Below are 26008 nucleotides of genomic sequence, written 5' to 3'. Positions count from 1 at the left end.
TCCCGGTCTTGTTGTTTAAGCTGGAGCTGCTGGCTGGACCCGTTGCTCAAATGAACCCCAATGCGGTCGCAAGGCCTTTCGCATTTCCAGGAATACCTCGTACTTCTGCTGATAGATGCGGCCGACCGATGCATCTGGCTCGAAGGAGCGAGCCACGCGCGTCATGGCGTCGACGGCGATCTCCAGTTCGGCATGATGACCGACCGCCGTAGCGGCGCAGACGGCGCAACCCAGGGCGCCGATTTCGGTGCTGTCGCTCACCTCGATTCGAAGGCCAAGGACATCAGCGAACATCTGCGACCAGACGTCGCTTCGCGTGACTCCTCCTGACAGCCGCCCGCATGCAAAAGGCTGACCCGTCACCGACCGGATTTGCCCGGCATGAAACCGGTGCATGAAGGCGTTGCTTTCGTAGATGGCACGCAGGAGGTGGGCGCGACCGACATGGCCGGTAATGCCCAGGAAACCACCTTGCTCGGCACCGGCGCTGCCGTTGATGCAGGGGAGATGAACCAGCTGCGAGTCGGCGGCCGACAACGAAGACACCAACCTGTTGATCTCCGGCCAATGCGGATCGGACATCTCAAGGATATCGCCGAGCAGCCAGCTTAGGTTGGCGGCACCCGTCGGGCTTCCCTCCGCCAGGAGATAGCGAGTGCCGTTGCGGCACAGCGACTGCATGAGCGGCAACGGGTCCAGGCACGGATGTTCCGTCACCTGCATGTCGATATTCCAGGTTCCGGCCGACATCACGAGATGGGCCGTGTCCAGGACACCGGAACCGAGGGTCACGGCCTCGAGGTCCATCATGCCCGCCGCTACTGGCGTCCCCTCCAGAAGCCCGGTCTGCGCGGCAGCGGCAGCGCTGACGCCTCCGCATAGGTCGGTGCTCAGGCGAAGTGGCGGAAGCTTGGGCAGCCAGTGGGACAGGCCGAGCCTATGGAAGTTCTCCTCGTCGTAGCCATGATCGGCGATATTGACCAACGCGGCACCGGAAGCGTCGCAGAGGTCAGTCTCGATGCGGCCGGTGAGCCGAAGTCGCACGTAGTCCTTGCACATGACGAGGAAGGCAGCCCGACGCACCAGATCTGGTTCGTGCCGGTCCATCCATGTCATCAGCAGGGAGGGTTCGGCGATGCCGAAGCGCTGTCCGCGACGCCGGGTGACAGACGCGGCATGCGGATGCATTTCAAATTCGGACAGCAGCGAGGACGCCCGCGTATCGGACGAGACAATACCGCTCCCCAGCGCTTGCAGCCTCTCGTCCAGAAGATAGAGGCCATTGCCGTGACCTGCACAGCATAGCGAGGCGACGCTTCCGGGACCGCCGGGCAGTATTGCGACAACCTGCCGCAAGGCTGCAGCGGCCGCCTGCCACATCGCCTCCGGATCTCGCTCATTGCGGCCCGGCATCGGATGCGTGCTGGCTATCCGACGGCTGCAACAGGTAACCTCGAACCCCCGTGCGTCGAATGCAGCAGCCTTTACCACCGAGCCGCCGATATCGACGCCGATGAAGACCTTGTCATCGAGGCCGTCCGGCATGATCAGGCTACCGCCGCGGGAGAGGCCGCAGCGCCAGCGAGATGTTGCAGGTCCAGGCCGAAATCGATCCCGTTCTCGCGTCGAAGGCGCAGGACCGGCAGCCGCAGCACCTCAGCGATTGTGGCCATCCGGTCGTTCGTCGGGGCTCGCTCCTCGACAATGATACCGGCAATCTCGATCATCAGGTCGAACGTCAGCCGACCGTTCAGCGCCAGGGTCGTGCGGCGGTAGATGAGGTCCTCCAGGGTTCGCACCATCTCGAACCGGATCAGATACAGCATCTCCCGGATGGAGTATTCCGGCGCCGCGCGGAGCGGTGCATCCGGTACCTCCGCGCAGAAGGCGGCGATCGAACGTGCTGTTGTTCCGTAGCGCACCAGCAGAGTTTCCATCCGCTCGTCAGCGATGTCCGTGTCCGCCGAAGCGTCGGCGATCCATCGCTTGCGGTCTTCGTCCCGGAGCGGGAAACCGCGACCGCCGCCTATTGCGAGAGTGCGCGTCGACTGCCGGCGGGGAATTCCAAGTTCGCTCAGGACGCGATCGGCCGCTTGTTCCGCGAACGCGCGGAACGTCGTCCACTTGCCGCCAATAAGGCAAAGCACCGGGAACGGCCGGCCAGGTTGCGGATCAAGCCTGCGGATCGAATGGTCGCGGCTGATGTTGACGGTGTCCTTGACGTCGGCAACGGGGAGCGGGCGGACCCCGCAAAAGCGGTAGCGTATCTGCGTGTGATCAACCGCGATGGTCGGGAAGATCAGGCGGATGCTCGCCAGGAAATAGGCGACCTCCGCTTCATCGCAGACGGCCTGCCGCGGATCGTCCACCCGGATGTCGCTGCTCCCGAGCAGCACCAGACGGCCGATGGCATACGCGACGCACATCCGGCCGCTGCCATCATCATAGGAGAAGCAGCGCCCACCGAGGGCGTCCCGCAACTCCGGGTTGTCGATCATGATGTGCGAGCCTTTGGTCCCGGCAATCAAGCGGGCGGATGAACCCAGCGCCGTGTTCACGCCGTCGATCCAGGCGCCGGCGGCATTCACCACCAGTTTTGGCCTGATCCCGAAGACAGCTTCGGTCTCCTCATCACGGATGGAGACACTGTCGCCGGCTGCTCCCTGGACGCGACAATGATTGATAGCCACGGATGCCGGGTTGGCCGCGAGACCGTCCGCGACGAGTTCGAAGACCAGGCGTTCGGGATGGCTGATGCGAGCGTCGTAGTAGGAGGCGATCCCGCTCAGGGCAGGATGCAACCTTGGCAAGAGGCGACGAACGCCGCGGCCGCCGGTCATTTTGTGCCGTGGCAAGGCGCGCTCCGAACGGCCAAGCCAGTCGTAGATCGTCAGGCCGATCCTGATCAGAACCAGGCCGCGGGAGCGCATGGGTCGCTGCAGGCCGAAGAGCTTGCCGAAAGCGGGTGTGAGCCCACCCAGATGCGAGAAGGACGGGATCGTAATCAGGAGCGGCGCGACATAGTGCGGCGCGGTCCGCAACAGGCGGTTCCGCTCCCGCGTTGCCTCAGCAACCAGGCGGAACTCGCCGTTTTCAAGATAGCGCAATCCGCCATGGGCGATCCGGGTCGACGCGCCCGTGGCGCCGGCGCCGAAATCCTCGGCATCCACGAGAAGGCAGGTGATCCCGTTGAGGCAAAGATCCCGGAAGGTCCCCGCGCCGTTGACGCCGGCGCCGACGATCAGCACATCGACCTCGCCGAGGGCGGAGGCCCGACGTACGGCGTCGTCACGCTGGGGCGGGGTGTTCACCATGGCAATTCCACATGTCGGGCGGCTGCTTGGATGCTGGCTCGCCGACCGGTCCGGACGGTTTCCTTGTGAGCACCGGCATTTGATCCACAGGCACCCGACGACCTAAGCTGCGCCAGAAGGTCTCACAGATCAACCATAAAACGCCGCTTACGATCAGACTCTATCATCCAGGGCTTGCAGGCATGTCGAAACCAATGGCGACCCGTCCTGACCTCCTGCCAGCGCAGCGCAGGGCAAGACTGCTCGATCTGGTCCGCGAGCGCGGTTCGGCATCGATCCACGAACTGGCGGAGGATCTGCAGACCTCCCTGTCGACGATCCGGCGCGACCTCGACCAGCTGACCGAGGCAGGCTATCTGGAGCGGACGCATGGCGGCGTTCTGTTGCGGCGGGTCGAACCCGCCACCTTCGAGACGGAAAGCGCGCTCAACGCTCAGCTCGCCCTGAAGCAGAAGCAGGCGATCGGCCTCGTCGCGGCTCAGCGTTTCGAGACGGGCATCAGCGTGCTCTGCGACAGCAGCACGACTGTACTCGAGGCGATGCGGATCGTGGTCGAACGCAAGCTCCGCCTGACGGTGGTCACCAACAGCCTGCCGATCGCAACGCTCTGCGCGCCGAGCTCGAACATCCGCGTCGTGGTGCCCGGCGGCACGGTCCGGGCCGGAACAGGCACCTTGTTCGGGGCACCCGGCGAGCTCTTCCTCGAGAGCATCCACGCCGATCTCTGCCTGCTCGGCACGCATTCCATCACCGGCACCGTGCTGACCGAAGCGTCAGTGGAAGGCGCCGTGGCGAAGCAAACGATGATCCGCTGCAGCCGCCGCACCGTCCTGCTGGCGGACAGCTCGAAGTTCCGGCTGCCATCGTTCTGCACCATCGGCGAAATCACGCAACTCGACGAGATCATCACCGATGACGGCGTGGCACCCAGGCACCTGCAACCGTTCGAGGGGAGCGCGCTGAAGGTCACGGTCGTAACTTGTCGGACCGGCTCGGAGCCTCACCGGGTGCGTTAGACTGCTGGGCTAGCGGCCGTGACCGCCGCCGCCGCCGCCATGACCGCCGCCGCCATGACCGCCGCCACCCCCGTGACCGCCGCCGCCGCGGGAGCCTCCGCCCCCGCCGGGACGGCCGCCGCCGCCACGGCCGCCGGGAAGCGACGGGACGCCGCGACCGCCGCCGCTTGGGCCATGCCACGCGCGGGAACCGCCGCCGCGATAGTAACCGCCGCCGCCGTAGGGGCCGATCGCGAGGCCCGGACCCCAGCCATAGTCGCCGCCGGAGCCTTCATAGTAGCCGCCGCCGACATCGTAGCCGCCATAACCGGGGGCCACGCAGCCCGACGCCAGCAGCCCGAAACCGCCCAGCGCGAGCGCCGCACAGGAACGCAGGAGCAGGGTTCTCATTTCGCATCCGCCTGGCTGCCGGTGTCGGACCATTCCATCAGCCCCAATGGCGCGCCGAGCGGGTCGGCGATGACGGCGATGCGGGTGCCGCTATGGTCGAGCCGTGGTTGCACCAGGATGCGGCCGCCTAGCGAGGCGGCCTTTGCCGACGTCGCCGCGACGTCATCGACCCGGATGTAGTTCAGCCAGCGCGGATGGGCACCGGGACGGCTCGACGGCAGGGCGTTGACGCTGGCCCGTGCATAGCCGCCTGCAGCCAGGATCAGATGCCTCGGATCCGCCGCCGCCGCGGTCACGTCATAGACGTCGTCGCCGAGCAGCGTCTGGTAGAACGCGGCGTCGTTGTCAGGATCAGGCGTGATCAGCGAGCGCCAGATCCAGTCCCCGACCCCGGCGGCCTGGTCCGGCGGGTCGCCGCTGGCCGAGGCGAGGACGGCGAACACCGCACCTTGCGGATCCTGCAACACCGCCTCGCGCCCGCGATCGGGGATCGTCCGCGGCCCGAACAGCACATGCGCGCCATGCTGGATGGCCAGTGCCTTGACCGCATCGACATCCGTCGCCGAGAAGAAGGTCAGCCAGGCCGACTGGCCATGCTCGCCGGACTGGACGCTGCGCTGATAGAGGCCCGCGACCGCCCGGTCGCGGAGCCACGCGGTCGCGTAGGGAACCTTCGCATCGGGCAGCGCCCGGAATGTCCAGCCGAACAGGCCACCATAGAACCGCTCGGCGGTCGCAAGGTCCGGCGTGACCAGCTGATCGAGGATGACCTTGCCCGGGTGCCGCTCCGTGGTGGATGGCTGCAGCAGCGGCGGCAAGGTCGGCGGCGCGGCCAGGGCCTCCCGGCCGGAGAGACCGGCCAGTCCGGAAAGCAGCACACAGGCCGAGACGATCGCCTGTCGTGTGTGACGCCGCCTGGCGTGCAGTGGTCGTTCAGGCACCAAAGCCTCCATGAAGACGAGCGATCGACGCAGCCCGATCGGCCTGCACCTTACGTTGCAAGCCCGTTCCGGTTGCCGGAAGACCGGCGGGAGCGCCAGATTGTTACGTCTTGCGAATTACCTTGATCGTAAACAAATCGTTAATTAGGTCTGTTGCCGAATGATCTACCGATGGGTGAAAGCTCCAGAATGATGACAGGCAGGTTCCCCGGCCGGAGCACCGGCCTCGTTGCGCGTGGGCCGGCCCTGGCCATGGTGCTGCTGATCGCAAGCTTCGCCATCGTGTCCCTCGTCATGCTCGTGCAGCTGCGGCGCGACACCTGGGGCCAGGCGGTGAACGGCGCGCAGAACCTGAGTACCGCGATGGCGGCCGACATCGCGCGCACGATCGGCGAGTACGACCTGTCGCTGCAGGCGGTCGCCGAAGGCCTGCGTGAGCCCGAACTGGCCGGCCTGTCGCCCCGCATGCAGCGGCTCATGCTGTTCGATCGCGCGGCGACGGCGCCCTATCTCGGCGCCATCCTGGTCCTGGACGAGCAGGGCCGCGTCGTGCGCGACGCCACCCGCGACCAGCCCGCTCCCGCCGCCGGCCTGGGCAAAACCGCGTTCTTTGCCGCGGAACGCCGGAACGCCGATGCGGGCCTGCGGGTCGGCATCGATGCCGCCGGCACGCTCGGGCGCGGGCCGGTCCTGATTCTCAGCCGGCGCCTGAGCCACCCGGATGGCAGCTTCGCCGGGGTGATCGTGGGCACGCTCGGGCTCGACTATTTCAAGGGGCTGTTCGGCCGCTCCAGCCTCGGCTCCAATGGCGCGGTCAACCTGTTCCGCACCGACGGCACCTACCTCGCGCGGATGCCGTACAATCCGGCGCTCACCGGGCGCAGTATTGCCGGCAGCGCCAACTTCCGGCGCTTCCGGCAGGCGCCGTCCGGCACCTTCGCGGCGCCGTCCGGCCTCGATGGCGTGCGCCGGGTGTACAGCTTCACCCACGTGGCGACGCTGCCGCTGGTGCTCGACGTGGCCCTCGGGGAGGCCGACATCTTCGCCGTCTGGCGCAGCCGCGCGCTGGTGATCGGCCTCGTCCTGGCGGCGTTGTGCGGCACGTCCGCTGGCTTCGGTTTGTTGCATCGCAACGAGACGCGGCGGCGCAGGCAGACCGAGACCGCGCAGCGGCGGAGCGAGCAGCTGTACCGGCTGCTGGCCGACTATGCGAGCGACGTGATCATGCGCCTGGACCAGAACCACGTCCGCACCTACGTCTCGCCGTCGGTGCGGCCGCGGCTCGGCTACGAGCCGGAGGAGCTGGTCGGGCGGCATCCGCACAGCGTCTTGCATCCCGATGACTGGCCGCGTGTTGCCCAGACCCTGGACCAGGCGCAGCAGACGCTGGGCGATGCCGAGGCGACCTACCGCGTCCGGCACAAGAATGGCGACTATGTCTGGATGGAGGGGCGCTACAGCTTCGTGGCAAAGGATGGCGGCTTCATCGTCGTGCTGCGCGACATCTCCAGGCGCAAGGCGGCCGAGCAGCAGCTCGAGGCGGCCAACGCCGAGCTTGCCCATCTGGCCAGCAGCGACGGCCTGACCGGCCTCGCCAACCGCAGGCAGTTCGAGACGGTGCTGGCCCGGGAGTGCCGCCGCACCGCGCGTGAAGCGGTGCCGCTGTCGCTGCTGCTGCTCGATGTCGATTCCTTCAAGAGCTACAATGATCGCTATGGCCACCAGGCCGGCGACCGCTGCCTGCAGGCGGTCGCAGCCTCGCTGGGCGGCATCGCCCGGCGTCCGGCCGACCTCGCCGCGCGCTATGGCGGCGAGGAGCTGGTGCTGCTGCTGCCCGGAGTTCCCGAGGCCGGTGCGTCGCTGGTGGCCGAGCGGGTGCGCGGCGCGATCGAGGCGCTGAGCCTGCGCCACGAGGGCAATCCTCAGGCCGGTGGCGTCGTCACCGTCAGCGTCGGCAGCGCCACGATCTACCCCTCGCAAGAGGATCCGCGCACCGACGGCCCGGAGCTGGTCGCCGCGGCGGATCGCGCGCTGTACGAGGCCAAGCGGCTGGGCCGCAACCGCGTCGTCAGTGCCGTCGCGACGCAGGCGGCCGGCGGCCCGCCCGTGCTGGCGGACGAGACCCTCCGCCTGCAGGCGCTGGCGCGGTATGCGCCGGTGGCGGCGCGGCTGGCGGGCGAGAAGCTCGACCAGCTTGCCAAGCTCGCGGCCGGCCTGTTCGGCACGTCGTCCGCCTACATCTCGCTCGTCGGCGCCGACGAGGTGAAGCTGGTCGGGCGCTACGAGATCGCGCTGGAGAGCACGCCGCGCAGCACCGCGCTCTGCGCCCATACGATCGCGGGTTCCGACGCGCTGGTGATCTGCGACGCGGCGCGCGACCCACGGTTCGCCGGCAACCCGCATGTGTGCGGCGCGGACGGCCTGCGCTTCTACGCCGGCGCGCCGCTGTTCAGCGCGCTGGATGGCCACGTCCTGGGTGCGCTGTGCATCATCGACCGCCGGCCGCGTCCCACCCTCACCGGCGAGCAAAGGACGCTGCTGATGGATCTGGCGGCTCTCGCCGTGGACCACATGGAGCGCGCGCGTACCCTGCCGCACGATCACTGATCCCCCAACCACGCATCACGCCACGGCGAGGTGCCTCCGGCGTAGCAGCGAACCGGGCTCGCGCGTGCGCGTTCGAGGTACAAACGGGAGCACCTTGCATGTCCAAGTACCGGCCGTCGATCTGGCACAGCATCATCGGACTGGGCTTTGCCGCCGCGGGAATAAGCAAGCTGCTGGCGCTCGAGCCGCAGCGTGCGCTGTTCAGCAGCTGGGGCTGGAGCAAGCGCGACATGCAGACCATCGGCGCCTCGGAACTGCTCGGGGCGGCGCTGGTGGTGACGCGCTCGACGCAGCAGGTCGGCGCGCTGCTGCTCAGCGCCTCCTCGCTCTGCATCCTCACCACCGAGCTGCGGCATGGCGACGACAAGCTGGTGACCCCGCGGGCCGGCATGCTGCTGGCGGCGCTCAGCGGCTTCCGCAAGGCCGGCAGGGCCTGAGACAGACTCCAGAAGGCCGGCCGGGCCTGAGACAGACGCCGGGACGAGGCGGCTCAGGCAGGGTCCGGGCGCAGCCGCAGCCGTATCACGCCCTTGATCTCGGCCCCGGCCTGCGGCTCGACGGCGGCCAGCGCCACCGGCCGTCCCTTGCGCAGGATGTCGATGCGGCCCTCGCGCATGAGGGTGATCGCCACGTCGCGCACCCGCTTCATCAGGCCGTGCCATTCCGGCGCAAGCGCGCGCGCGACCTCGCTCGGGCAGATCGACTTTGCCACGCCACGGGCCTGCAGCTGGCGTAGCATCTCGATGCGTATCGCTGCAGCGTCGGGGATCATCGCATGAGGCTGCTCGCTCGCACCGGTGCCGGCAAGCCGGAAGCTGCCGCCCCGGGGCTGGAGGTTCGCTGATGCGCTGCAGGATCATCGCGTTTGCCGGGTAGGGCGAGCCGCCTGAGCCGCCTGAGCGCGGTGGCGTTGCTGGCCAGCTATCTCCGGCCGTACCGGTGGCGGGTGTTCGCCGCCTCTGCTGCGTTGCTGGGTTCGGCCGCCCTCGTGCTGGTGCTCGGCCAGGGCGTGCGGCGGCTCATCGATCTGGGTTTCGCCACCGGCAGCCTTGCCCGCCTCGATGCGGCGGCGCTCGCGATGGCGGCGGTGGTGGCGAGCCTGGCGGTCGCGACCTCGCTGCGCTCCTACCTCGTCTCCTGGCTCGGCGAGCGGGTCGGCGCCGATCTGCGACGCGAGATGTTTTCCCACATCCTGTCCTTGTCCCCGGCCTTCTTCGAGACCGCGCGCACCGGGGACGTGCTGACCCGGCTGACCGCCGATATCTCGGTCCTGCAGGCGCTGGTCGGCTCCGCCGTGTCGCAGTGGCTGCGCAACGCGATCCTGGTGCTCGGCGCCCTGGTGATGCTGGTGGTGACCAGCCTGAAGCTGGCGGTCCTGGTGATCCTGGTGGTGCCGCTGGTGGTGCTGCCGCTGGTGCTGTTCGGGCGGCGCGAGCGCGTACTCTCGCGGGCGGCGCAGGACCGGATCGGCGATCTCGGCGCCTATGCCGAGGAGACGGTGAACGCGCTGCGCACCGTGCAGGCCTTCACCCACGAGCCGATCGACCGGACGCGCTTCGGCCGCGAGGTCGAGCGCTCGGTGAGCGCCGCGCTGCGACGCATCCGCACACGCGCCACGCTGGTCTTCGTCGTCATCCTGCTGGGTTTCGGTGCGATCGTGTTCAGCCTCTGGGTCGGCGGCCGCGACGTGGTGGCCGGCCGGCTGAGCGGCGGCGACCTGTCCGCCTTCGTGTTCTACGCGGTGCTGGTCGCCACGTCCGGCGCGCAGATGAGCGAGCTCTGGGGCGAGCTCGCCCGGGCCGGCGGTGCCGCCGACCGGCTGCGCGAGATGCTCGCGGAGCAGCCGACGATCCCGGTGCCGGAGCATCCGGTGCGGCTCGCGGCGCGCTCGGCCGGCCATGTCAGCTTCGAGGCGGTGAGCTTCCGCTATCCCGGCCGGCCCGACCAGAGCGCGCTGTCCGGGTTCTCGCTGGAGATCATGCCGGGCCGCACCGTGGCGCTGGTCGGCCCGTCCGGCGCCGGCAAGACCACGGTCCTGCAGCTGCTGCTGCGCTTCTACGACCCGGCCTGCGGCAGCATCCGGCTGGACGGCGTCGATATCCGGCAGATGCAGCCGGCTGACCTGCGCCGCCGCATCGGCATCGTGCCGCAGGACCCGGTGATCTTCAGCACGACGGCCATGGAGAACATCCGCTACGGCCGTCCCGCCGCCGGCGATGCCGAGGTGCGGGCGGCAGGGTCCGCGGCACGGCTGGACTTCCTCGATGCGATGCCGGACGGCTATGGCAGCTTCCTCGGCGAGCGCGGGGTGCGGCTGTCCGGCGGCCAGCGCCAGCGCATCGCGATCGCGCGCGCGATCCTGCGCGACCCGGCGGTGCTGCTGCTCGACGAGGCCACCAGCGCGCTGGATGCGGAATCCGAGCGAGCGGTCCAGGAGGCGCTCGCCATCGTCTCGCGTGGTCGCACCACCCTGGTGATCGCGCACCGGCTGGCGACGGTGCGCAGCGCCGACCGGATCATCGTGATCGAGCAGGGCAAGGTGGTGGCGACCGGCACGCACGACACGCTGATCGCGGCGGGCGGCTTGTATGCAAGGCTGGCCGGCTTGCAGTTCCTGTCGGCCGGCCAGGCGGAGTGACCGTCCAGGCGTCCGGCGGCCTGACGAGAGGCACGCCGGCTCTGGGCTCTGGGCTTTAGGCTCGACCCTGAAACCTCAATGCTCACCATTCTGTGATTACGATAACGAGATAAGGTTGCGTTATTTCAATGATGCGCGTCGTCCCGGAGGTCGGCTCGGCCGCAGGTGCCACCGACAAGGGTGCTACCGGCTGCGATGTCGCCGGCCGCATGCCTTGTCTGGACGAGGGGAATGTCGATGAGCGAGCAGATGGAGGCGGTAGCTGCGATGCAGTTCAAGGTCGGCAATGCCGTCCGGGCCTGCCGCGACATCCCGCCCAATGTCGAGAAGGGTGACATCGGTTTCGTCGTCGCGGTGTATGCGGAGAAGCGCGACTACGTCGTCGATTTCGGGCATGGCCCGCTGAATGACCTGCGTGTGGAAGAGGACGCCGTGATGGCCGTGATCGACGAGCCGGGTACCGTCGCACCTGCGGACCCGCTCGCCGGCTTCGCCGAGCCTGCGCCGCCGGCTGCAAGGACCGGCAGTGAAGCCTCCGAGGGCAAGGCCCTGACCTATCTCAAGACCCGGCTGCTGAGCAATTTCTCCGGCGATCCGGGCCATATCGCGACCTATCGGATGGCCCTCACCGACATGCTGGAAGCGGTCTATAACCTGCGCTACATCCCGCCGGTCGAAGCCTGGTTCAAGCCGATCGATCCGTCCGAGCAGGCTGCGGTGTCCGCGTCGCGGCAGGCCGCTCCGGCCTGGGCCGGTTCGCCCGGTGGATCGTCCGGCGGATCGCCGGCGGTGCCCTCGCCCGGCGGATAGCCGGCGCTTCCCGCGCGGTACGCGTCGGCTTCGTAGAGCACGTTCCGATCGCGCTGCGCCATCGAGCGCCAGGCAGCGCCGGCGCCCGGTTGCCCGAGGTGGCCAAGGTCTCGTAGCGATAGCCGCCTGATCGCGTGCGAGGCGTGCCCGATGTTCATTGCCGGCAAGCTGCTGACCATGGCGCTGCTGCCGACCGCGCTGCTGGTCGAGTGCGTGGTGCTCGGCCTGCTGCTCAGGCGCTGGCGCGCCGGGCGGGTGCTTGCGGCGCTGGGCGCCGCGGGGCTCGCCGCCTGCCTGCTGCTGCCGGTCGATGGCTGGGCGATCCGCCCGCTCGAGGACCGCTTCCCGCAGGTTGCGCGGCCGCCGCCGACCATCGACGGCATCGTGGTGCTTGGCGGCGGCATCGACGACCTGACCAGCCTGGATCGCGGCACCCCGGTCCTGACCTCCGCCGGCAACCGGATCACCAGCTTCGTGATCCTGGCGAACCGCTACCCGAAGGCACGGCTGGTGTTCACCGGCGGCTCGGGCAGCATCGTGCAGGGCGTGAGCAACGAGGCACGCTATGCACGCGAGATGTTCGACCAGCTCGGCCTGGCGCCCGAGCGCGTCACCTTCGAGAACCGCTCCCGCACCACCTGGGAGAACGCCGTCATGACCGCCGCCCTGGTGCATCCCAGGCCCGGCGAGCGCTGGGTGCTGCTCACCTCCGCCGCCCACATGCCGCGCGCCGTGGGCGTGTTCCGCCGCGCCGGCTGGAGCGTGTTGCCGTGGCCGGTCGGCTACCTGTCGCGGGACCGGATCGCGGCCTGGCCGCAATCGCTCGGCGGCAAGCTGGCGACGCTCGACTGGGCGGTGCACGAGTGGATCGGCCTCGTCGCCTACCGGCTCGAAGGACACAGCAGCGCCCTGTTTCCGGCGCCGGTTCCCGGGCCGGCGGCGGGATGATCCCATGAGCCTGCGCGAACGCCGTCCCGCAGAGGCGCCGCCGGAAGCCGTTGCGCGCGAGGCCGGCGAAAACCAGGACGGGCTCGGCTTCCCGCGCCGGGCCTGGGCGATGCTCACGGTCGGGCTCGCGGTCAGCATGGCGGTGCTCGACGGGTCGATCTCCAATGTGGCGCTGCCCACCATCGCCGCCGGCCTGCATGCGCGCCCGGCCGCCTCGATCTGGGTGGTCAACGCCTATCAGCTCGCCATCACGGTCAGCCTGCTGCCGCTCGCCTCGCTCGGCGAGATCCTTGGCTACCAGCGCATCTATCGCGCGGGCCTTGCCTTGTTCGTCGCAGCCTCGCTCGCCTGCGCGCTGTCGCACTCGCTGCTGACCCTGGCGCTGGCGCGCGTCCTGCAAGGTTTCGGCGCCGCCGGGGTGATGAGCGTGAATGGCGCGCTGATCCGCTTCATCTTTCCGCACCGGATGCTGGGCCGGGCGGTCGGCTACAACACCATGGTGGTGGCGATCTCCTCGGCCGCGGGTCCGACCGCCGCCGCCGCCATCCTCTCGGTCGCGACGTGGCCCTGGCTGTTTGCGATCAACCTGCCGATCGGCGCCCTGGCGCTGGCGGTGGCCCTCGGCAGCCTGCCGGCGACCCCGCGCGCCGACCGCCGCTTCGATGCGCCAAGTGCCGCCCTGAGTGCGGCCACCTTCGGCCTGCTGATTGCGGCGATCGACGGCGTCGGCCATGCCGCCGACATCCGGCCGGTGCTCGCCCTGCTGGGCCTGACCGCGATCTGCGGCACCCTGCTGGTGCGCCGCCAGCTCGCGCGGCCGGCGCCGCTGCTGCCGGTGGACCTGCTGCGCATCCCGATCTTCGCGCTGTCCATCCTGACCTCGATCGCCTCGTTCGCCGCGCAGATGCTCGCCTTCGTCTCGCTGCCGTTCTACATCCAGGACACGCTCGGGCGCTCCGCGGTGCAGACCGGCCTGCTGCTCACGCCTTGGCCGCTCACCCTCGCGGTGGTGGCACCACTGGCCGGCCGGCTGTCCGAGCGCTACCCCGCCGGACTGCTCGGCGGCCTCGGATTACTGACGCTCGCCGCCGGCCTGCTGCTGCTGGCCGGCCTGCCGGCCCATCCGCACGATATCGCCCTGGCCTGGCGACTGGCTCTGTGCGGCGCCGGCTTCGGGCTGTTCCAGTCGCCCAACAACCGGACCCTCCTGCAGGCAGCCCCACGCGACCGCGCCGGGGGTGCGAGCGGGATGCTGTCGACTGCCCGCCTGCTCGGACAGACCTGCGGCGCGGCCCTGGTCGCGATGATCTTGGCACTCGCGCCCTCCACCGGAACCCGGCTGTCGGTCGAGGTCGCGGCCGGCTTCGCGCTGGTCGCCGCCCTGGTCAGCAGCCTGCGCATCATGACCCGGCCGGCACCGGCCGGGGCGTAGAGCGTGATCCATCCCCTATGGGACGCACGCAGGCCAAGGGCTTCGCCCCTGGACCCCAGCAAAGGCTTGCCTTTGCAATCTTTTTTTGAGGGGCGGGTCGGGGGGTGCCGGGCTCGGCACCTTGGCTGGTGCGCGTTTTGACCTTCGCTTCAGGGTATCGTGGGCGGCTGACGCAGGTTCCACAGACGCTGGTGCGTCACGACCAGGCCCTCCATGAGATGCCGGCGCGCCACGGTGGACTCGGTCTGGTCGCTGCTGAGCACGGTCTCTGCCAGTTCGAGCAGTCGCTGCGCGACGTCGAGTTCACCCTGCTCGCAGGCCTGATGCGCTGCGCCGAGGATGCGTTCGGAGAGTTGTCGCCCTTGCCTCGTGGTCGAGACGATGTGAGTGCCGGTCTGCGTCGCCATGCCCGGCTACGGAGCACGCAGCGCATCGGATGCGGCGCCGGCAGCCGGCGAACCTTACACCTGGTTCAGGCTTGGCCTTCGTTCAGGCAGCCAGGCGGCTGAAGGCGACCGGCTGCTGGTAGGGCAGGGTGTTCACCACGCGCACCTCGACGAAGGTGTCGGCGCTGCTCGCCGCGGGCAGATCCAGTCGCGCGGCGCCGTCGGTCCAGCGTAGCCCGCCCTCGGCGGCGTGCCAGCCTTCGAGCTGGATCGCCTCGGCCGGCATGACCGTATCGAGCAGGCCGTTCCAGTGCACGACGGTGCTGACCTGCACGCCGAGCGCACGGCGATCATCGACGAAGGGGCCGATGTTGATGGCCGGGATCGAGACGCGCGACAGCAGCTGGACTGGCCGGGCGCCGACCGGGATGTGGAAGATGTGGCGACCGCCATCGTTCCAGAGTGCCGCGATCTGCCGGCCGCCTTCCAGCCGCAGCCGCAGCCGCGGATCGCCGGTCAGTTCGAGCACCGGGCGCTGGTCCGGCCACCCGCGCGCGGCGGCGCGTCCATCCAGGCGTTGCCAGAGCGGCTCGACGGCGGCCCGGCTTGTCTGCACCGGCGCGCAGGACTGATGCCGCCTTGTGCTCTGGTCGTGGCTCTGGACCAGATCCGCGAGCGGCACCACGTCGGCTGCAGCCGCAGGTGCGAAGATGCAGCGGTTGCCGGTGTCCAGGTAGCTCTCGGTGGTCAGGCCCTCGGCGATCAGGATGCCATGCTGCTCGAGTTCGACGTGGTGGAAGCTGAACGCGCCGACCGAGTGGTCGACGAAGATGCTGCGGCCGTTGACCAGCATGCGGGCCGGCACCAGACCGCCATCGACCAGGATGCAATGCTCGGGGGTGACCAGCAGGTCGCGGTGCGGCACGCCGTCCGACAACGCGCCGGCGCGGAAGCGGACCGGGTGGGCGCCGGTGCGCCGTATCGCCGATCTGTCCAGGGTCCGGCTGCCGATCCACCGGATCGGCCGATACACGATGCGGCCGCCGGTCAGGGTCGCGACCATGTCGCGAACAGCGAGCTCCTCGACCGCCACCTCGCCCTGGTCGGTCAGGATGCGCGTGCCGGCGAGAAAGCAGGTGTAGAGCTCGGTGCCGCCGTTACCATCGCTTTCGACGCGAACTTTGCCGGGGCTGTTGAAGTCGTTGAAGGTGAAGACCGTCTTGCCGCCGCTGCTGATCGTCAGCGCCGTGCCGTTGACGCTGACGGTCTCGCCGCGGGTCCAGGCGAGCGACCCGATATCGATGGTGTCGGCCGCCCCGAACCCGGTGATCGATGCGCCGAAGGCAGTGCCGGCCACGTTCAGGTTGAGCGAGATCGGGCTGGTGTCACCGAAGACGATCGCGCCGGATCCGCCGGCGCTGTCGGTGATGGTCATGTTGGCGGAGCCGGTCAGGTCGTAGGTGTTGATGCCGGAGATGGTGTTGATGAACAGGCTGCCGCCCTCAACGTCGACCGTGCCGCTGCCACTGGCGGTTCCGCTAATCGTCAGCAGCCCCTGGTCGATGACCGTCACCCCGGTGAGATCCAGCGACGAGGCGCTGACGCTACCGGTGGTGCCGATATCGAGCGCACTGCCGCCGGCCGCGGTGATGCCGTTGGTGACGCTGAGCCGGCCCAGGACCTGCAGCGTCGGGCTGCTGCCCGTCCCGCCAAGGCTGAGGCTGTTGATCGCATAGGCCCGGTCGGTGTTGGTGATCACCACCGAGAACGGTCCCGTTCCCAGGATGGAGAGATTGCTGCCGGCGCCCGGCACGACGCCCGTCGACCAGTTGCCCGCGAGATCCCAGTAGTTGGTTCCGGTCGTGTTGCCGGTCCATGTGGTCGTCATGCTAAGCCCCTGGGACGCGAGCGGCCAGCGCGCGGCCTCGCCGCACGAGGGCGGCCGGGCCTGCGAATACAACCACGACACCAGACCCTAGCAGGACCCACGCCATTCTGCTACCGAAACATCCCGATCAGTCTGCGACCCGGGCCGGGCTGTTGAGCGCCTGTGACAGCATCGTCTGCATCGCGGCCAGAATCGCCACGGGGTCGCTCGCCTGGAAGACGTTGGCAGGATAGGGCGCACAGGCCTGCAGCGCCGCGAGCTCCTTGCTGGAAGCAGGCGGCTCCACATACTGCTTATCATTGGAGAGATAGAACGGGTTCGGCAGCGGCAAATATGGAGTGTATGGAACGAAGACGTTGAAGCCCTTGTTCCAAAACTGCGTGCAGACCTGCTCGTTGCCGGCACTCGTCATCGGGCCCATGACCCTGCTGCCGGGCGTATCCTCCATCCCGTCGGTCACGATGAACAGGTTCTTGCGCGCGGTGGCGGCGGTGGTGCCGTCACCGGCTGCGGCGACGTCGGCATTGAGCGCGCTTGCTGCCGAGGGAAAGTCGGTGTTGCCACCATTCGGCGCGAGATTGGGCGGCACGTTCTGCACCGCTGTCAGCGCCGTCGCGAGATCGTTGCCGGCTTCCCCGGATCCTGCTGCCGGATAGAGCGGCTGCATCGTGCTGTTGAACTGGTAGATGCCGACCAGGAACTGTCCCGGCGCCTGCTGCCTGGTCTGCAACGTCGTCACCACCTGGGCGGCAGCCTGCTGGACCACATCCAGCCGCAACGTGATGGCCGGCTTGAGCGAACGCGCCAGGCCGTAATAGTCGTTGCTGGGTTTGCTGGCATCGTTGTGACAGGCGAACGCGCACGGTGCGTTCGGCACGCTGCCATTGGAGCAGATCGCGGGATTGGTCCTGGAGATCCCGACGAAGCTGGCAGGCTCGATGCAGGCCGCCCCGGTATAGGCCGGATCGCAGACGCCGTTCGACTAGGCATAGGCCGACATCGGTTGCGCCTCGTTGGCACTCTGCGTGCTGCATGGCGTCGCTCGTTCGAGCCCCACAATATCGGTGGTGGTCGCGCCGATCAGCATCGAGGACGAGGTGTCGAGCAGCATCAGGACCTCGACATAGGAGTTCGAGATCACCGCGGTCGCGGTGCCACTGATCGGCCAGGTGCCGAGGTTCAACGGTCCGAGGAACGGCACGGTGACCGTTCCGGCATAGGTCGCAAGCGCGGTGAAGCTGCTCGGCGAGGGATTGTAGGTCACCGTGACCGTCGCCGATGCGCTGCCATGCACGGGGATTCCGAGCTGTGCTGCGAACCAGGCCTCCCGCCTGCTGCAGCGCCGCCGTCGAGACATTGCCGCCGCCATAGGCCGAGGCCGCTGCGCGCACCGCCTGCATCGCGCTAGCATCGACGGCAAGATCGGCCTGCGCGCGGGTCTGGCTGTAGATGCTGTAGTCGATGGCGAGCCCGACGATCATGGCGATCGGCGGCAGGGCAAGGGCTGCGATGACGGCGACGCTGCCGCGGTCCTGCCAAGCCATCAGTTGTAGCCGGCGCATTTGCCCGCGCCGCCGGCCTGGTTGGCGATATCGTACCGGGTGTACTGGTCGGTGTCGGCCGAACCCGGAGCGGCGCTGCGGATCGGCCAGTACCCGGAGGCCCAGAAGTCGAACGGACCGGATGCGACACCGAAGAACATTGGCGTGAACTGGTAGTCGACATCGACGACCAGGATCGGCGTGGATGTCGCGATGCCCAGCACCGGCAGCGAGATCAGGCTGGCGGCCGCACTGTTCGCGGAGGCAACCGCGATGGGGGCCGGACTGCAGCTTCGGGTGACCGGCAGGAAGTTGCCAAGGCCGTGCCCGGCATAGGCGACGCTCCAGACCAGCTGCGGTGTCTTGCTGCATGGCGATGCCGGTGATCCCACGCAGGCAGGGTCGATCGGCACGAAGTTCACCGAGGACATGACGACGTAGGTCTTGCCGGTCAGGCCGCCGCTGCGCAGCCAGGGCCGAAGCGGGATCGCTGGCGAGATGCAGCCGGGCCAGCGCGAAGCCGGCCTCCAGGTTCTGCGGCGCGTCGGCCAGCGCCCGGCGGAAGCTGGCTCCGGTGTGGGGCGGGCAGCCGCGCGCTCGGCCTCGATGGCGTCGTCGACAGCCGGAAGGTCGCGATGAACGCGGCGGCGAGGCAACCCCGCATGTCACTTTGGATGCCCCGATCTCCCAACCGTGCGGGAAGGTCATAATCTGGATTGCGCGCGGCCCGCGACATTCCGGCGCCGGGCAGGCGCACCGCCATGTCGCGGCAGGCCCCCACAACCTCAAGGTGTAAAACCCATCGCTTGACCAGATATGGTGCGAAGTGCAGCCAGGCTACCTATATATAGCTGGTCCCGCCAGCGAGTCGGGGCGGCTGACCGTGGATCCTTGGAGTGCCTGCATGGACGGACATCTTGCGACCCGACTGCATCCGGCGGCTGACCGGCCCGACCTGTCGCTGTCCCGGCTGGATGGTGCGTTCGGCGTGGCACCGCTGCAGGGCCGGGCGCTCGATCGCGGCATGGGCGAGGCCGTCGGCCGTCGCACGGTGTTCCGGCCGGAGGATGCGGACAGCTTCGGCCGTGTCGCCGACCGCGTGGCCGCGGGCAATGTCGCGCTGGTGGACCATGTCGGTGCGTCCGAACAGGCGCAGCTGCGCAATGCCATCGCCACCGGCGCATTGCTGACGTCGGGCCGCCACCTGCAGCATGGCGACGCGCAGCAGCCGACGCGCAACATGGAGGTGTTCACCAACTGCGCCACGGCGATCACCTCGTTTGCCAAGTTCTATCTGCTGCTGAACGGTTCGGGTGTCGGACGCGCCTATGACGACGAGCTGTGCGCGGTCGACTGGGCGCAGGCGCCGACGCTCCTGCTGCATCTCTCGCCCGACCATCCGGACTTTCCGCGCGGACGCGCCGGGCTGCACCGCTTCGGCGTCGAGATGCAGCTGCTGCCCTGGGGCATGGGCCTCGCGGCCTTCGACGCCGTGGCCGAGGCCCTGGTGCAGGACGTGCTGGCCTCCTGCCTGCTGACCGACCTTGCGCAAGCGCCCTCGGATGCGGTGCGGCACGTCATCGCCGACAGCCGCGAAGGGTGGGCGAAGGCGGTCGAGATCCTCGAGGCAATGGCATTCCGCGGTGAGGCGGACCGGACGCTGCTGCTCGATCTGTCGATCATCCGACGTGCCGGCAGTCCGATCGCCGGCATGCAGGGACGTCCGGCGTCCGGCCCGATCTCGCTGCTGCGCGGCCTGATGAACATACGCCGCCACGTCATCGAGCCCTCCCGCCGCAGGACGCAAGCGGCCGGCCAGGCTGGGCTGCAGCCCGAGCCCATACTAGAGCCGTGGGAGCAGGCGCTGCTGGTCGATCATTATCTCTCCGTCGAGGTGCAGGTCGGCGGCGCGCGCCGGGCCGCGCGCATGGCCACCAAGTCCTGGCGGGATGCCGGGGTGCTGCGCTTCGTGCGCTCGAAATCCGATGGCGGATTATGGACCGCGAACCACTCGGTGATGGTGGACCGCACCTTCTGGTCGTTGCTCGAGCCGACCGCGCCAGATGCGCAGGACAGCGCCCAGGACAGCGCACTTGCCGAGCACGCCGGCGCGGTGTTCGCCGAGGTGACGCGCTGCGCCTATGTCAACGGCGAGCCCGGCTTCATCAACGGCGACCTGCTGGAGGACCATCGCACCGGCACCGCCTGGGACAAGCCGGTGCATGCCGACGGGCGCGACTTCAGCTCGATCCGCTACCAGGCGGATGCGGCGGCGGACCTGCTCGCCGAGCTGTCGGCGCGGGCCAGCCGCTCGCGCTTCCCGGTCACCACCAATCCGTGCGGCGAGATCACCCTGCACGTCACCGGCGGCTATTGCGTGATCGCCGACTTCGCGCCGCTGCTGGCCTGTCCGGTCGGGCTCGGCGACATCGCACCCGGCGCGCCCGCGGCCGAGGTCGCGGCGCTTTGGGACGAGCGGGTCGCGGACTCGGTGCGGCTCGGCGTGCGCTTCCTGCTGCGGGCCAACCGCATGGATGCGCTCTATGCGGAGGAGGTGGCGCGCACCAACCGCATCGGCATCGGTCCCACCGGCCTGCACGAGTGGGCCTGGGTGCGTTTCGGCCTGGGCTTCCGCGACCTGCTGGACGAGGACCGGGCGGCGCCGTTCTGGCGCATGCTGGCCACGCTGTCGGCAATCGCCAAGGCCGAGGCCAACGCCTATGCCGCGGAGCTCGGCACCGCGCGTCCGGTCACGGTGACCACGGTGAAGCCGGCCGGCACCACGTCGAAGCTGTTCGGCCTGACCGAGGGCGCGCACCTGCCGGCGCGGCGGCAGTATCTGCGCTGGGTGCAGTTCCGGGGCACCCGCGATGCGAGCGCAGAGGGCGCCGGCGGCTGGCTCGATGGCACCGACCCGCTGCTGCCGGAATACGAGCGGCGCGGCTATCCGGTCCGTACGCTGCGCTCGTTTCCGGGCATGAGCATCGTCGGCTTTCCGACCGTGTCGCTGATCCAGCGCCTCGGGCTCGGCGATACGCTGGTCACCGCGCCGGAAGCCTCGCCGCAGGAGCAGTACCAGTGGCTGCGGCTCCTGGAGCGGCACTGGATCGGGCCTGTTCAGGGCAACCAGGTTTCCTACACGCTCAAGATCTATACGGACCGCATCGACCTTGCCGCGTTCCGCGAGATCGTCGCTCGCGAGCAGCCGCTGGTGCGCTGCTGTTCGGTGCTGCCGAGTCGCCCCGACAGCGAGCTCGGCTACGAATACCTGCCCGAGGAGGAGGTCTCGGCCGCGCGCTTCGCCGCCATCGCCGACGCGATCCATGACGAGGCGGCGCAGGAGGTGGTGGACTGGGCGCATCTGCAATGCGCCAGCGGCGCCTGCCCGATCTGATTTCCGCCGTCGGCCGATACAATCGGCAACGTGCATCCGGTGGTGTCTTGCTGCTTATGTCTCGCCGCTGAACCGGCGCCCGCGACCGGGCCGGCGTCATGGGGTAACACTCCAACGGCAGAGGGACGGTCGGACCGCTAGATGGACAAGCAGGCAGAACCAGTGGGGCGCGCAGAACCGGTGGGGCGGACCAGCACCGGGCTGCTGGATCGTCCGCCCGTGCGCAGCACCGGCTGGCTGCGGCCGGTGCTGCTGGTGGCGGCGCTGCTGCTGTCCGCTCTGCTGGTCTGGTGGTTCGCGGTCGGCCGTACTTCCTCCGGGCCGCAAGCCGGGCACGCCGCAGCCGCGGCTCAGCCGGTCGGCGCCGCCACTATCGCCACGGGCGCGTTGCCGGTCACCCTGTCGGGGCTGGGCACCGTCACGCCGCTGGCCACCATCACCGTGCAGACGCAGATCAACGGGCAGCTGCTGTCGGTCGGCTTCCACGAAGGCCAGATCGTACAAAAGGGCGACTTCCTGGCCCAGATCGACCCGCGCCCCTACCAGGCCGCGGTCGAGCAGGACCAGGGCACCCTGGCGCACGATACCGGCCTGCTGCACCAGGCCGTCTCCGACCTCGCCCGCTACAAGCTGTTGCTGGCCCAGCACAGCATCGCAGTGCAGCAGGAGGTCGACCAGGAGTATCTGGTCGAGCAGGACCGCGGCACCGTGCTGGCCGACCAGGGCATTCTCGCCACCGCGCAGGTCAACCTGTTCTATTGCCATATCGTGGCGCCGGTGACCGGCCGGGTCGGCCTGCGCCTGGTCGACCCCGGCAACTATGTGCAGACCACGAGCACTACCGGGCTGGTGGTGCTGACCCAGCTGCAGCCGATCTCGGTGATCTTCGTTCTGCCGGAGGACGACCTTGCCCCGGTCTGGCAGCAGCTCCGCGCCGGCCATACCCTGTCGGTGACCGCCTTCAACCGTACCAACCAGACGGCAATCGCCACCGGCACTTTGGACAGTGTCGATAACGAGGTCGACACCACCACCGGGACGGTCAAGCTGCGCGCCAACTTCCCCAACGCCGACCAGGCGCTGTTCCCGAACGAGTTCGTCAATGCCGAGCTGCTGGTGGACACGCTGACGGGCGCGGTGGTGGCGCCGGTCGCCGCCATCCAGCATGGCGCGCCGGGGGACTTCGTCTATCTGATCAAGCCCGACAAGAGCGTTGCCGTCACCGTGGTCAAGACCGGTGTCACCAGCGACGACAAGGTGCAGATCGTGTCCGGGCTGAAGGCAGGCGACCTGGTGGTGGTCGATGGTGCCGACCGGCTGCGCGACGGCGTCCCTGTCCGCATCACCGCGGACAGTTCCAACCCGTCATCGAACGTCAATCCCGGCAACGTCAATCCCGGCAACGTCAATCCAGGTCCGGGCGCGCCACCCGGTCAGGAGCCGGCGACGGCGACGCCCAAGGCCCCCGGACCTCACGCGCATCACAAGAAGCCGTCAGGTGGCGCACCGGCTGATGGCTCGGGTAGCCAGGCGCCAGGTGGCCAGTAGGCGCCGGCCATGAGCCCGTCGCGCCTGTTCATCCTGCGGCCGGTCGGGACCACGCTGCTGATGCTGGCGATCCTGCTGATCGGCATCGTCGGCTACCAGTTCCTGCCGATCTCGGCGCTGCCGCAGGTGGACTACCCGACCATCCAGGTCTCCACCTTCTATCCGGGCGCCAGCCCCGATGTGATGACCACGGCGGTGACGGCGCCGCTCGAGCGGCAGTTCGGCGAGATGCCGGGCCTCGACCAGATGAGCTCGAGCAGCTCGGCCGGCGCCTCGGTGATCACGCTGCAGTTCAATCTCGACCTGTCGCTCGATATCGCCGAGCAGGAGGTGCAGGCGGCGATCAACGCGGCCACCAGCCTGCTGCCGACCGGCCTGCCGGCGCCGCCGGTCTATGCCAAGATCAACCCGGCCGACACGCCGGTGATGACGCTGGCGGTCACCTCGAAGACGCTGTCGCTGACCCAGCTCGAGGATCTGGCCGATGTCCGCGTGGCCCAGAAACTGTCGCAGCTCTCCGGCGTCGGGCAGGTGTCGCTGGCCGGCGGCGAACGCCCGGCGGTGCAGATCAGGGTCAATCCACGCGCACTCGCCTCCTTCGGGATTGCGATCGACGACATACGCACCGACATCACCAACCAGAATACCGACCTGCCGAAGGGCAATTTCGACGGTCCCTCGCAGGACAGCACGATCAACAACAACGACCAGTTGCAGAGTGCGGAGGAATACCGGCGCCTGATCGTCGCCTACAAGAACAACGGCCCGGTGCGGCTCTCCGATATCGCCTCGGTGATCGACGGCGCCGAGAACACCGAGCTCGCCGCGTGGGCCAACCAGACGCCTGCGATCATCATCAATATCCAGCGCCAGCCCGGCTCGAACGTCATCGCCGTCGTCGCCGGGATCAAGGCGCTGCTTCCGAAGCTCAAGCTGTCGCTGCCGAGCGCGCTCGACATCCAGGTGCTGTCCGACCAGACCACCACGATCCGCGCCTCGGTGCGTGATGTCGAGTTCGAGCTCGGGATGTCGGTCGTGCTCGTGGTGCTAGTGATCTTCGCCTTTTTGCGCAACCTGCCGGCGACGCTGATCCCGAGCCTGTCGGTGCCGCTGTCGCTGGTCGGCACGCTCGCCGGGATGTACCTGTTCGGCTTCTCGCTCGACACGCTCTCGCTGATGTCGCTCACCATCGCCACCGGCTTCGTGGTCGACGACGCCATCGTCATGATCGAGAACATCGCGCGCTACGTCGAGGCGGGCGAGGCACCGCTGCAGGCGGCGCTGCGCGGTTCCAGCGAGATCGGCTTTACCATCATCTCGCTGACAGTCTCGCTGATTGCGGTGCTGATCCCGCTGCTGTTCATGGGCGACGTGGTCGGCCGGCTGTTCCACGAGTTCGCGATCACCCTTGCCACGACCATCATCCTCTCCGCCGTGGTGTCGCTCACCCTGGTGCCGATGCTGTGCGCGCTGCTCGTGCGCCACCGCCCGGACAGCACCCGCAACCGGCTCGACCTCGCCGCCGAACGCGGCTTCGACTGGGTGATCGGCCGCTACGACCGGGCACTCGGCTGGGTGCTGAACCACCAGGGGCTGACGCTGGTCGTCGCCACCGTCACCGTCGTGCTGACCTGCATCCAGTACATCGAAATCCCCAAGGGCTTCTTTCCGCAGCAGGATACCGGCGCCATCCAGGGGGTGACGGTGGCCGCCCAGGATATCTCCTTCGGGGCGATGGCGGAGCAGCAGCAGCGCCTCGCCGACATCATCCTGCGCGATCCCGACGTGGTGAACCTCTCATCGTTCATCGGCGTCGACGGCACCGATAAGACGCTGAACAGCGGCCGCATGCTGATCACGCTCAAGCCGTTCGGGCAGCGCACCGCCACGGCGACGCAGATCATCCGCCGGCTGAACCAGGAAACGCAGTCGCTCGCGGGGATCTCGGTGGCGCTGCAGCCGGTGCAGAACCTGACCATCGACAGCACCGTAGGGCGCGCGCAATACCTGTTCTTCCTGGAGAACCCGAACGGCGCGTTGTTCACCGAATGGGCGCCGCGCCTGGTGGATCAACTGGCGCAGAACCCGCTGTTCCGCGACGTGTCGAGCGACCTCTCCGCGAATGGCCGCCAGTTGCAGATGACCATCGACCGGCAGACCGCGGCGCGCTTCGGCATCACCCCGGCCTCGATCGACAACGCGCTCTACGACGCCTTCGGGCAGCGCATCGCCTCCACCCTGTACACGCAATCCAACCAGTACCGGGTGATCCTGAACGCCGACATGCGCGACGTGCGCAGCCTGCGAAGCGCCATATCGGCGATCTACCTGCCATCCTCGACCGCGACCGCGACCGGCGGCGTGGCACCGTCCCAGGTCCCGCTCGGCGCGATGGTGAGCCTGTCGGAGACCAACGGCCCGCTGCAGATCGAGCATCTCGGACAGTTCCCGACGATCTCGATCTCGTTCAACCTCGCCGACGGCGCGTCGCTCGACCGCGTTGTGGCGGCCATCGAGCAAGCCAAGCAGGCAATCGGACTGCCGGCGAGCTTCTCGACCGCCTACCAGGGCGCGCTGTCGGCCTTCCAGAAATCGCTCGGCAACGAGCTGCTGCTGATCCTGGCCGCAGTGGTTGCGGTCTATATCGTGCTCGGCGTGCTCTACGAGAGCTTCCTGCACCCGCTCACCATCCTGTCCACGCTGCCGTCTGCCGGCGTCGGCGCGCTGCTGTTCCTTCGCCTCGGAGGCTACGATCTCGACATCATCGGCATCATCGGCATCATCCTGCTGATCGGCATCGTGAAGAAGAACGCGATCATGATCATCGACTTCGCGCTCGAGGCCGAGCGCGTCGAGGGCAAGTCGCCACGCGACGCCATCCACCAGGCCTGCCTGCTGCGGTTCCGTCCGATCCTGATGACCACGCTGGCCGCCATGTTCGGCGCCATGCCGCTGATGCTGGCGACCGGCGCCGGCGAGGAGCTGCGCCGCCCGCTAGGCATCTGCATCGTCGGCGGCCTGCTGGCGAGCCAGCTGCTGACCCTGTTCACCACGCCGGTGATCTACCTCGCGGTCGACCGCGTCGGGGTCCGGCTGTTCGGAATGCACGCCAATCGCAATACCGGTGAGGCTCCGGCGGAATGACGGCAGGCCGT

General features: G+C 68.6%; 21 protein-coding genes. 11 read left to right on the top strand and 10 right to left on the bottom strand.

The window, feature by feature from the left end; translation table 11 throughout:
* Window positions 1-15: 15 nt before the first annotated feature.
* The gene (locus ACQY4O_RS07615; RefSeq protein WP_428375586.1) at window positions 16-1545 is read right to left on the bottom strand and encodes an FGGY-family carbohydrate kinase; all 1530 of its coding nucleotides are present in this window, start codon (window positions 1543-1545) and stop codon (window positions 16-18) included.
* 2 nt (window positions 1546-1547) lie between these two features.
* Window positions 1548-3314 (bottom strand): glycerol-3-phosphate dehydrogenase/oxidase, encoded by a 1767-nt coding sequence (locus ACQY4O_RS07610; protein WP_428375585.1) that lies wholly within the window; start codon window positions 3312-3314, stop codon window positions 1548-1550.
* 194 nt (window positions 3315-3508) lie between these two features.
* Between ACQY4O_RS07610 and ACQY4O_RS07605 the strand changes: the two genes are divergently transcribed.
* Window positions 3509-4330 (top strand): DeoR/GlpR family DNA-binding transcription regulator, encoded by an 822-nt coding sequence (locus ACQY4O_RS07605; RefSeq protein WP_428375584.1) that lies wholly within the window; start codon window positions 3509-3511, stop codon window positions 4328-4330.
* 9 nt (window positions 4331-4339) lie between these two features.
* Here ACQY4O_RS07605 and ACQY4O_RS07600 read toward each other — a convergent pair whose 3' ends face one another.
* Both ACQY4O_RS07600 and ACQY4O_RS07595 read right to left on the bottom strand, forming a co-directional pair.
* Window positions 4340-4720 carry a hypothetical protein gene (locus ACQY4O_RS07600; RefSeq protein WP_428375583.1) on the bottom strand — a complete coding sequence of 127 codons (381 nt, stop codon included), beginning with the start codon at window positions 4718-4720 and terminating at the stop codon, window positions 4340-4342.
* Entirely contained in the window at window positions 4717-5661 is a 945-nt protein-coding gene (locus tag ACQY4O_RS07595) for a VOC family protein (protein ID WP_428375582.1), read from the bottom strand. The genes ACQY4O_RS07600 and ACQY4O_RS07595 overlap by 4 nt, the downstream gene beginning before the upstream one ends.
* Window positions 5662-5850: 189 nt before the next feature.
* Between ACQY4O_RS07595 and ACQY4O_RS07590 the strand changes: the two genes are divergently transcribed.
* Together ACQY4O_RS07590 and ACQY4O_RS07585 are read left to right on the top strand one after the other, a co-directional pair.
* Window positions 5851-8268 carry a diguanylate cyclase gene (locus ACQY4O_RS07590; protein WP_428375581.1) on the top strand — a complete coding sequence of 806 codons (2418 nt, stop codon included), beginning with the start codon at window positions 5851-5853 and terminating at the stop codon, window positions 8266-8268.
* Between the two features lie 98 nt (window positions 8269-8366).
* Entirely contained in the window at window positions 8367-8705 is a 339-nt protein-coding gene (locus tag ACQY4O_RS07585; RefSeq protein ID WP_428375580.1) for a DoxX family protein, read from the top strand.
* Window positions 8706-8758: 53 nt separating this feature from the next.
* Here ACQY4O_RS07585 and ACQY4O_RS07580 read toward each other — a convergent pair whose 3' ends face one another.
* A complete protein-coding gene (locus ACQY4O_RS07580) occupies window positions 8759-9040 on the bottom strand; it encodes a DUF3253 domain-containing protein (RefSeq protein WP_428375579.1) in 282 nt (93 codons plus the stop codon).
* Window positions 9041-9133: 93 nt separating this feature from the next.
* Here ACQY4O_RS07580 and ACQY4O_RS07575 point away from each other — a divergent pair, with 93 nt between their 5' ends.
* The 4 genes from ACQY4O_RS07575 (at window position 9134) to ACQY4O_RS07560 (ending at window position 14096) form a co-directional block, all read left to right on the top strand.
* Window positions 9134-10906 (top strand): ABC transporter transmembrane domain-containing protein, encoded by a 1773-nt coding sequence (locus ACQY4O_RS07575; RefSeq protein ID WP_428375578.1) that lies wholly within the window; start codon window positions 9134-9136, stop codon window positions 10904-10906.
* 237 nt (window positions 10907-11143) lie between these two features.
* On the top strand, window positions 11144-11716 hold the full coding sequence (locus ACQY4O_RS07570; RefSeq protein ID WP_428375577.1) for a hypothetical protein: 573 nt from the start codon (window positions 11144-11146) through the stop codon (window positions 11714-11716).
* A 150-nt stretch (window positions 11717-11866) separates the two neighbouring features.
* Window positions 11867-12664 carry a YdcF family protein gene (locus ACQY4O_RS07565; RefSeq protein WP_428375576.1) on the top strand — a complete coding sequence of 266 codons (798 nt, stop codon included), beginning with the start codon at window positions 11867-11869 and terminating at the stop codon, window positions 12662-12664.
* Window positions 12665-12668: 4 nt separating this feature from the next.
* Window positions 12669-14096: an MFS transporter gene (locus ACQY4O_RS07560; protein WP_428375575.1), complete on the top strand. Its 1428-nt coding sequence runs from the start codon at window positions 12669-12671 to the stop codon at window positions 14094-14096.
* Window positions 14097-14245: 149 nt separating this feature from the next.
* Here ACQY4O_RS07560 and ACQY4O_RS07555 read toward each other — a convergent pair whose 3' ends face one another.
* The 4 genes from ACQY4O_RS07555 to ACQY4O_RS07540 form a co-directional block, all read right to left on the bottom strand.
* Window positions 14246-14503, bottom strand: a complete 258-nt coding sequence (locus tag ACQY4O_RS07555) for a hypothetical protein (RefSeq protein WP_428375574.1) — start codon at window positions 14501-14503, stop codon at window positions 14246-14248.
* Window positions 14504-14585: 82 nt separating this feature from the next.
* Window positions 14586-16370, bottom strand: a complete 1785-nt coding sequence (locus tag ACQY4O_RS07550) for a Hint domain-containing protein (protein WP_428375573.1) — start codon at window positions 16368-16370, stop codon at window positions 14586-14588.
* 127 nt (window positions 16371-16497) lie between these two features.
* The gene (locus tag ACQY4O_RS07545) at window positions 16498-17247 is read right to left on the bottom strand and encodes a hypothetical protein (protein ID WP_428375572.1); all 750 of its coding nucleotides are present in this window, start codon (window positions 17245-17247) and stop codon (window positions 16498-16500) included.
* Window positions 17248-17352: 105 nt separating this feature from the next.
* A complete protein-coding gene (locus ACQY4O_RS07540; RefSeq protein ID WP_428375571.1) occupies window positions 17353-17634 on the bottom strand; it encodes a hypothetical protein in 282 nt (93 codons plus the stop codon).
* 1 nt (window position 17635) lies between these two features.
* On the opposite strand from ACQY4O_RS07540, the gene ACQY4O_RS07535 reads away from it, so the two are divergent.
* Window positions 17636-17923 (top strand): hypothetical protein, encoded by a 288-nt coding sequence (locus ACQY4O_RS07535; RefSeq protein WP_428375570.1) that lies wholly within the window; start codon window positions 17636-17638, stop codon window positions 17921-17923.
* Here ACQY4O_RS07535 and ACQY4O_RS07530 read toward each other — a convergent pair.
* Window positions 17914-18567, bottom strand: a complete 654-nt coding sequence (locus ACQY4O_RS07530) for a hypothetical protein (protein ID WP_428375569.1) — start codon at window positions 18565-18567, stop codon at window positions 17914-17916. The two genes, ACQY4O_RS07535 and ACQY4O_RS07530, sit on opposite strands and share 10 nt — an antisense overlap.
* 248 nt (window positions 18568-18815) lie before the next feature.
* Between ACQY4O_RS07530 and ACQY4O_RS07525 the strand changes: the two genes are divergently transcribed.
* The 3 genes from ACQY4O_RS07525 (at window position 18816) to ACQY4O_RS07515 (ending at window position 25997) form a co-directional block, all read left to right on the top strand.
* Complete coding sequence (locus ACQY4O_RS07525; protein ID WP_428375568.1) at window positions 18816-21305, top strand: recombinase; 2490 nt, start codon at window positions 18816-18818, stop codon at window positions 21303-21305.
* Between the two features lie 141 nt (window positions 21306-21446).
* Window positions 21447-22853 carry an efflux RND transporter periplasmic adaptor subunit gene (locus tag ACQY4O_RS07520; RefSeq protein WP_428375567.1) on the top strand — a complete coding sequence of 469 codons (1407 nt, stop codon included), beginning with the start codon at window positions 21447-21449 and terminating at the stop codon, window positions 22851-22853.
* A 9-nt stretch (window positions 22854-22862) separates the two neighbouring features.
* Entirely contained in the window at window positions 22863-25997 is a 3135-nt protein-coding gene (locus ACQY4O_RS07515) for an efflux RND transporter permease subunit (protein WP_428375566.1), read from the top strand.
* The last annotated feature ends 11 nt before the right edge of the window (window positions 25998-26008 follow it).

It is taken from the genome of Lichenicoccus sp., assembly GCF_965277665.1.
In the GTDB taxonomy this organism is placed as follows: domain Bacteria; phylum Pseudomonadota; class Alphaproteobacteria; order Acetobacterales; family Acetobacteraceae; genus Lichenicoccus.
This window is presented reverse-complemented; position numbering and strand designations above follow the sequence as displayed.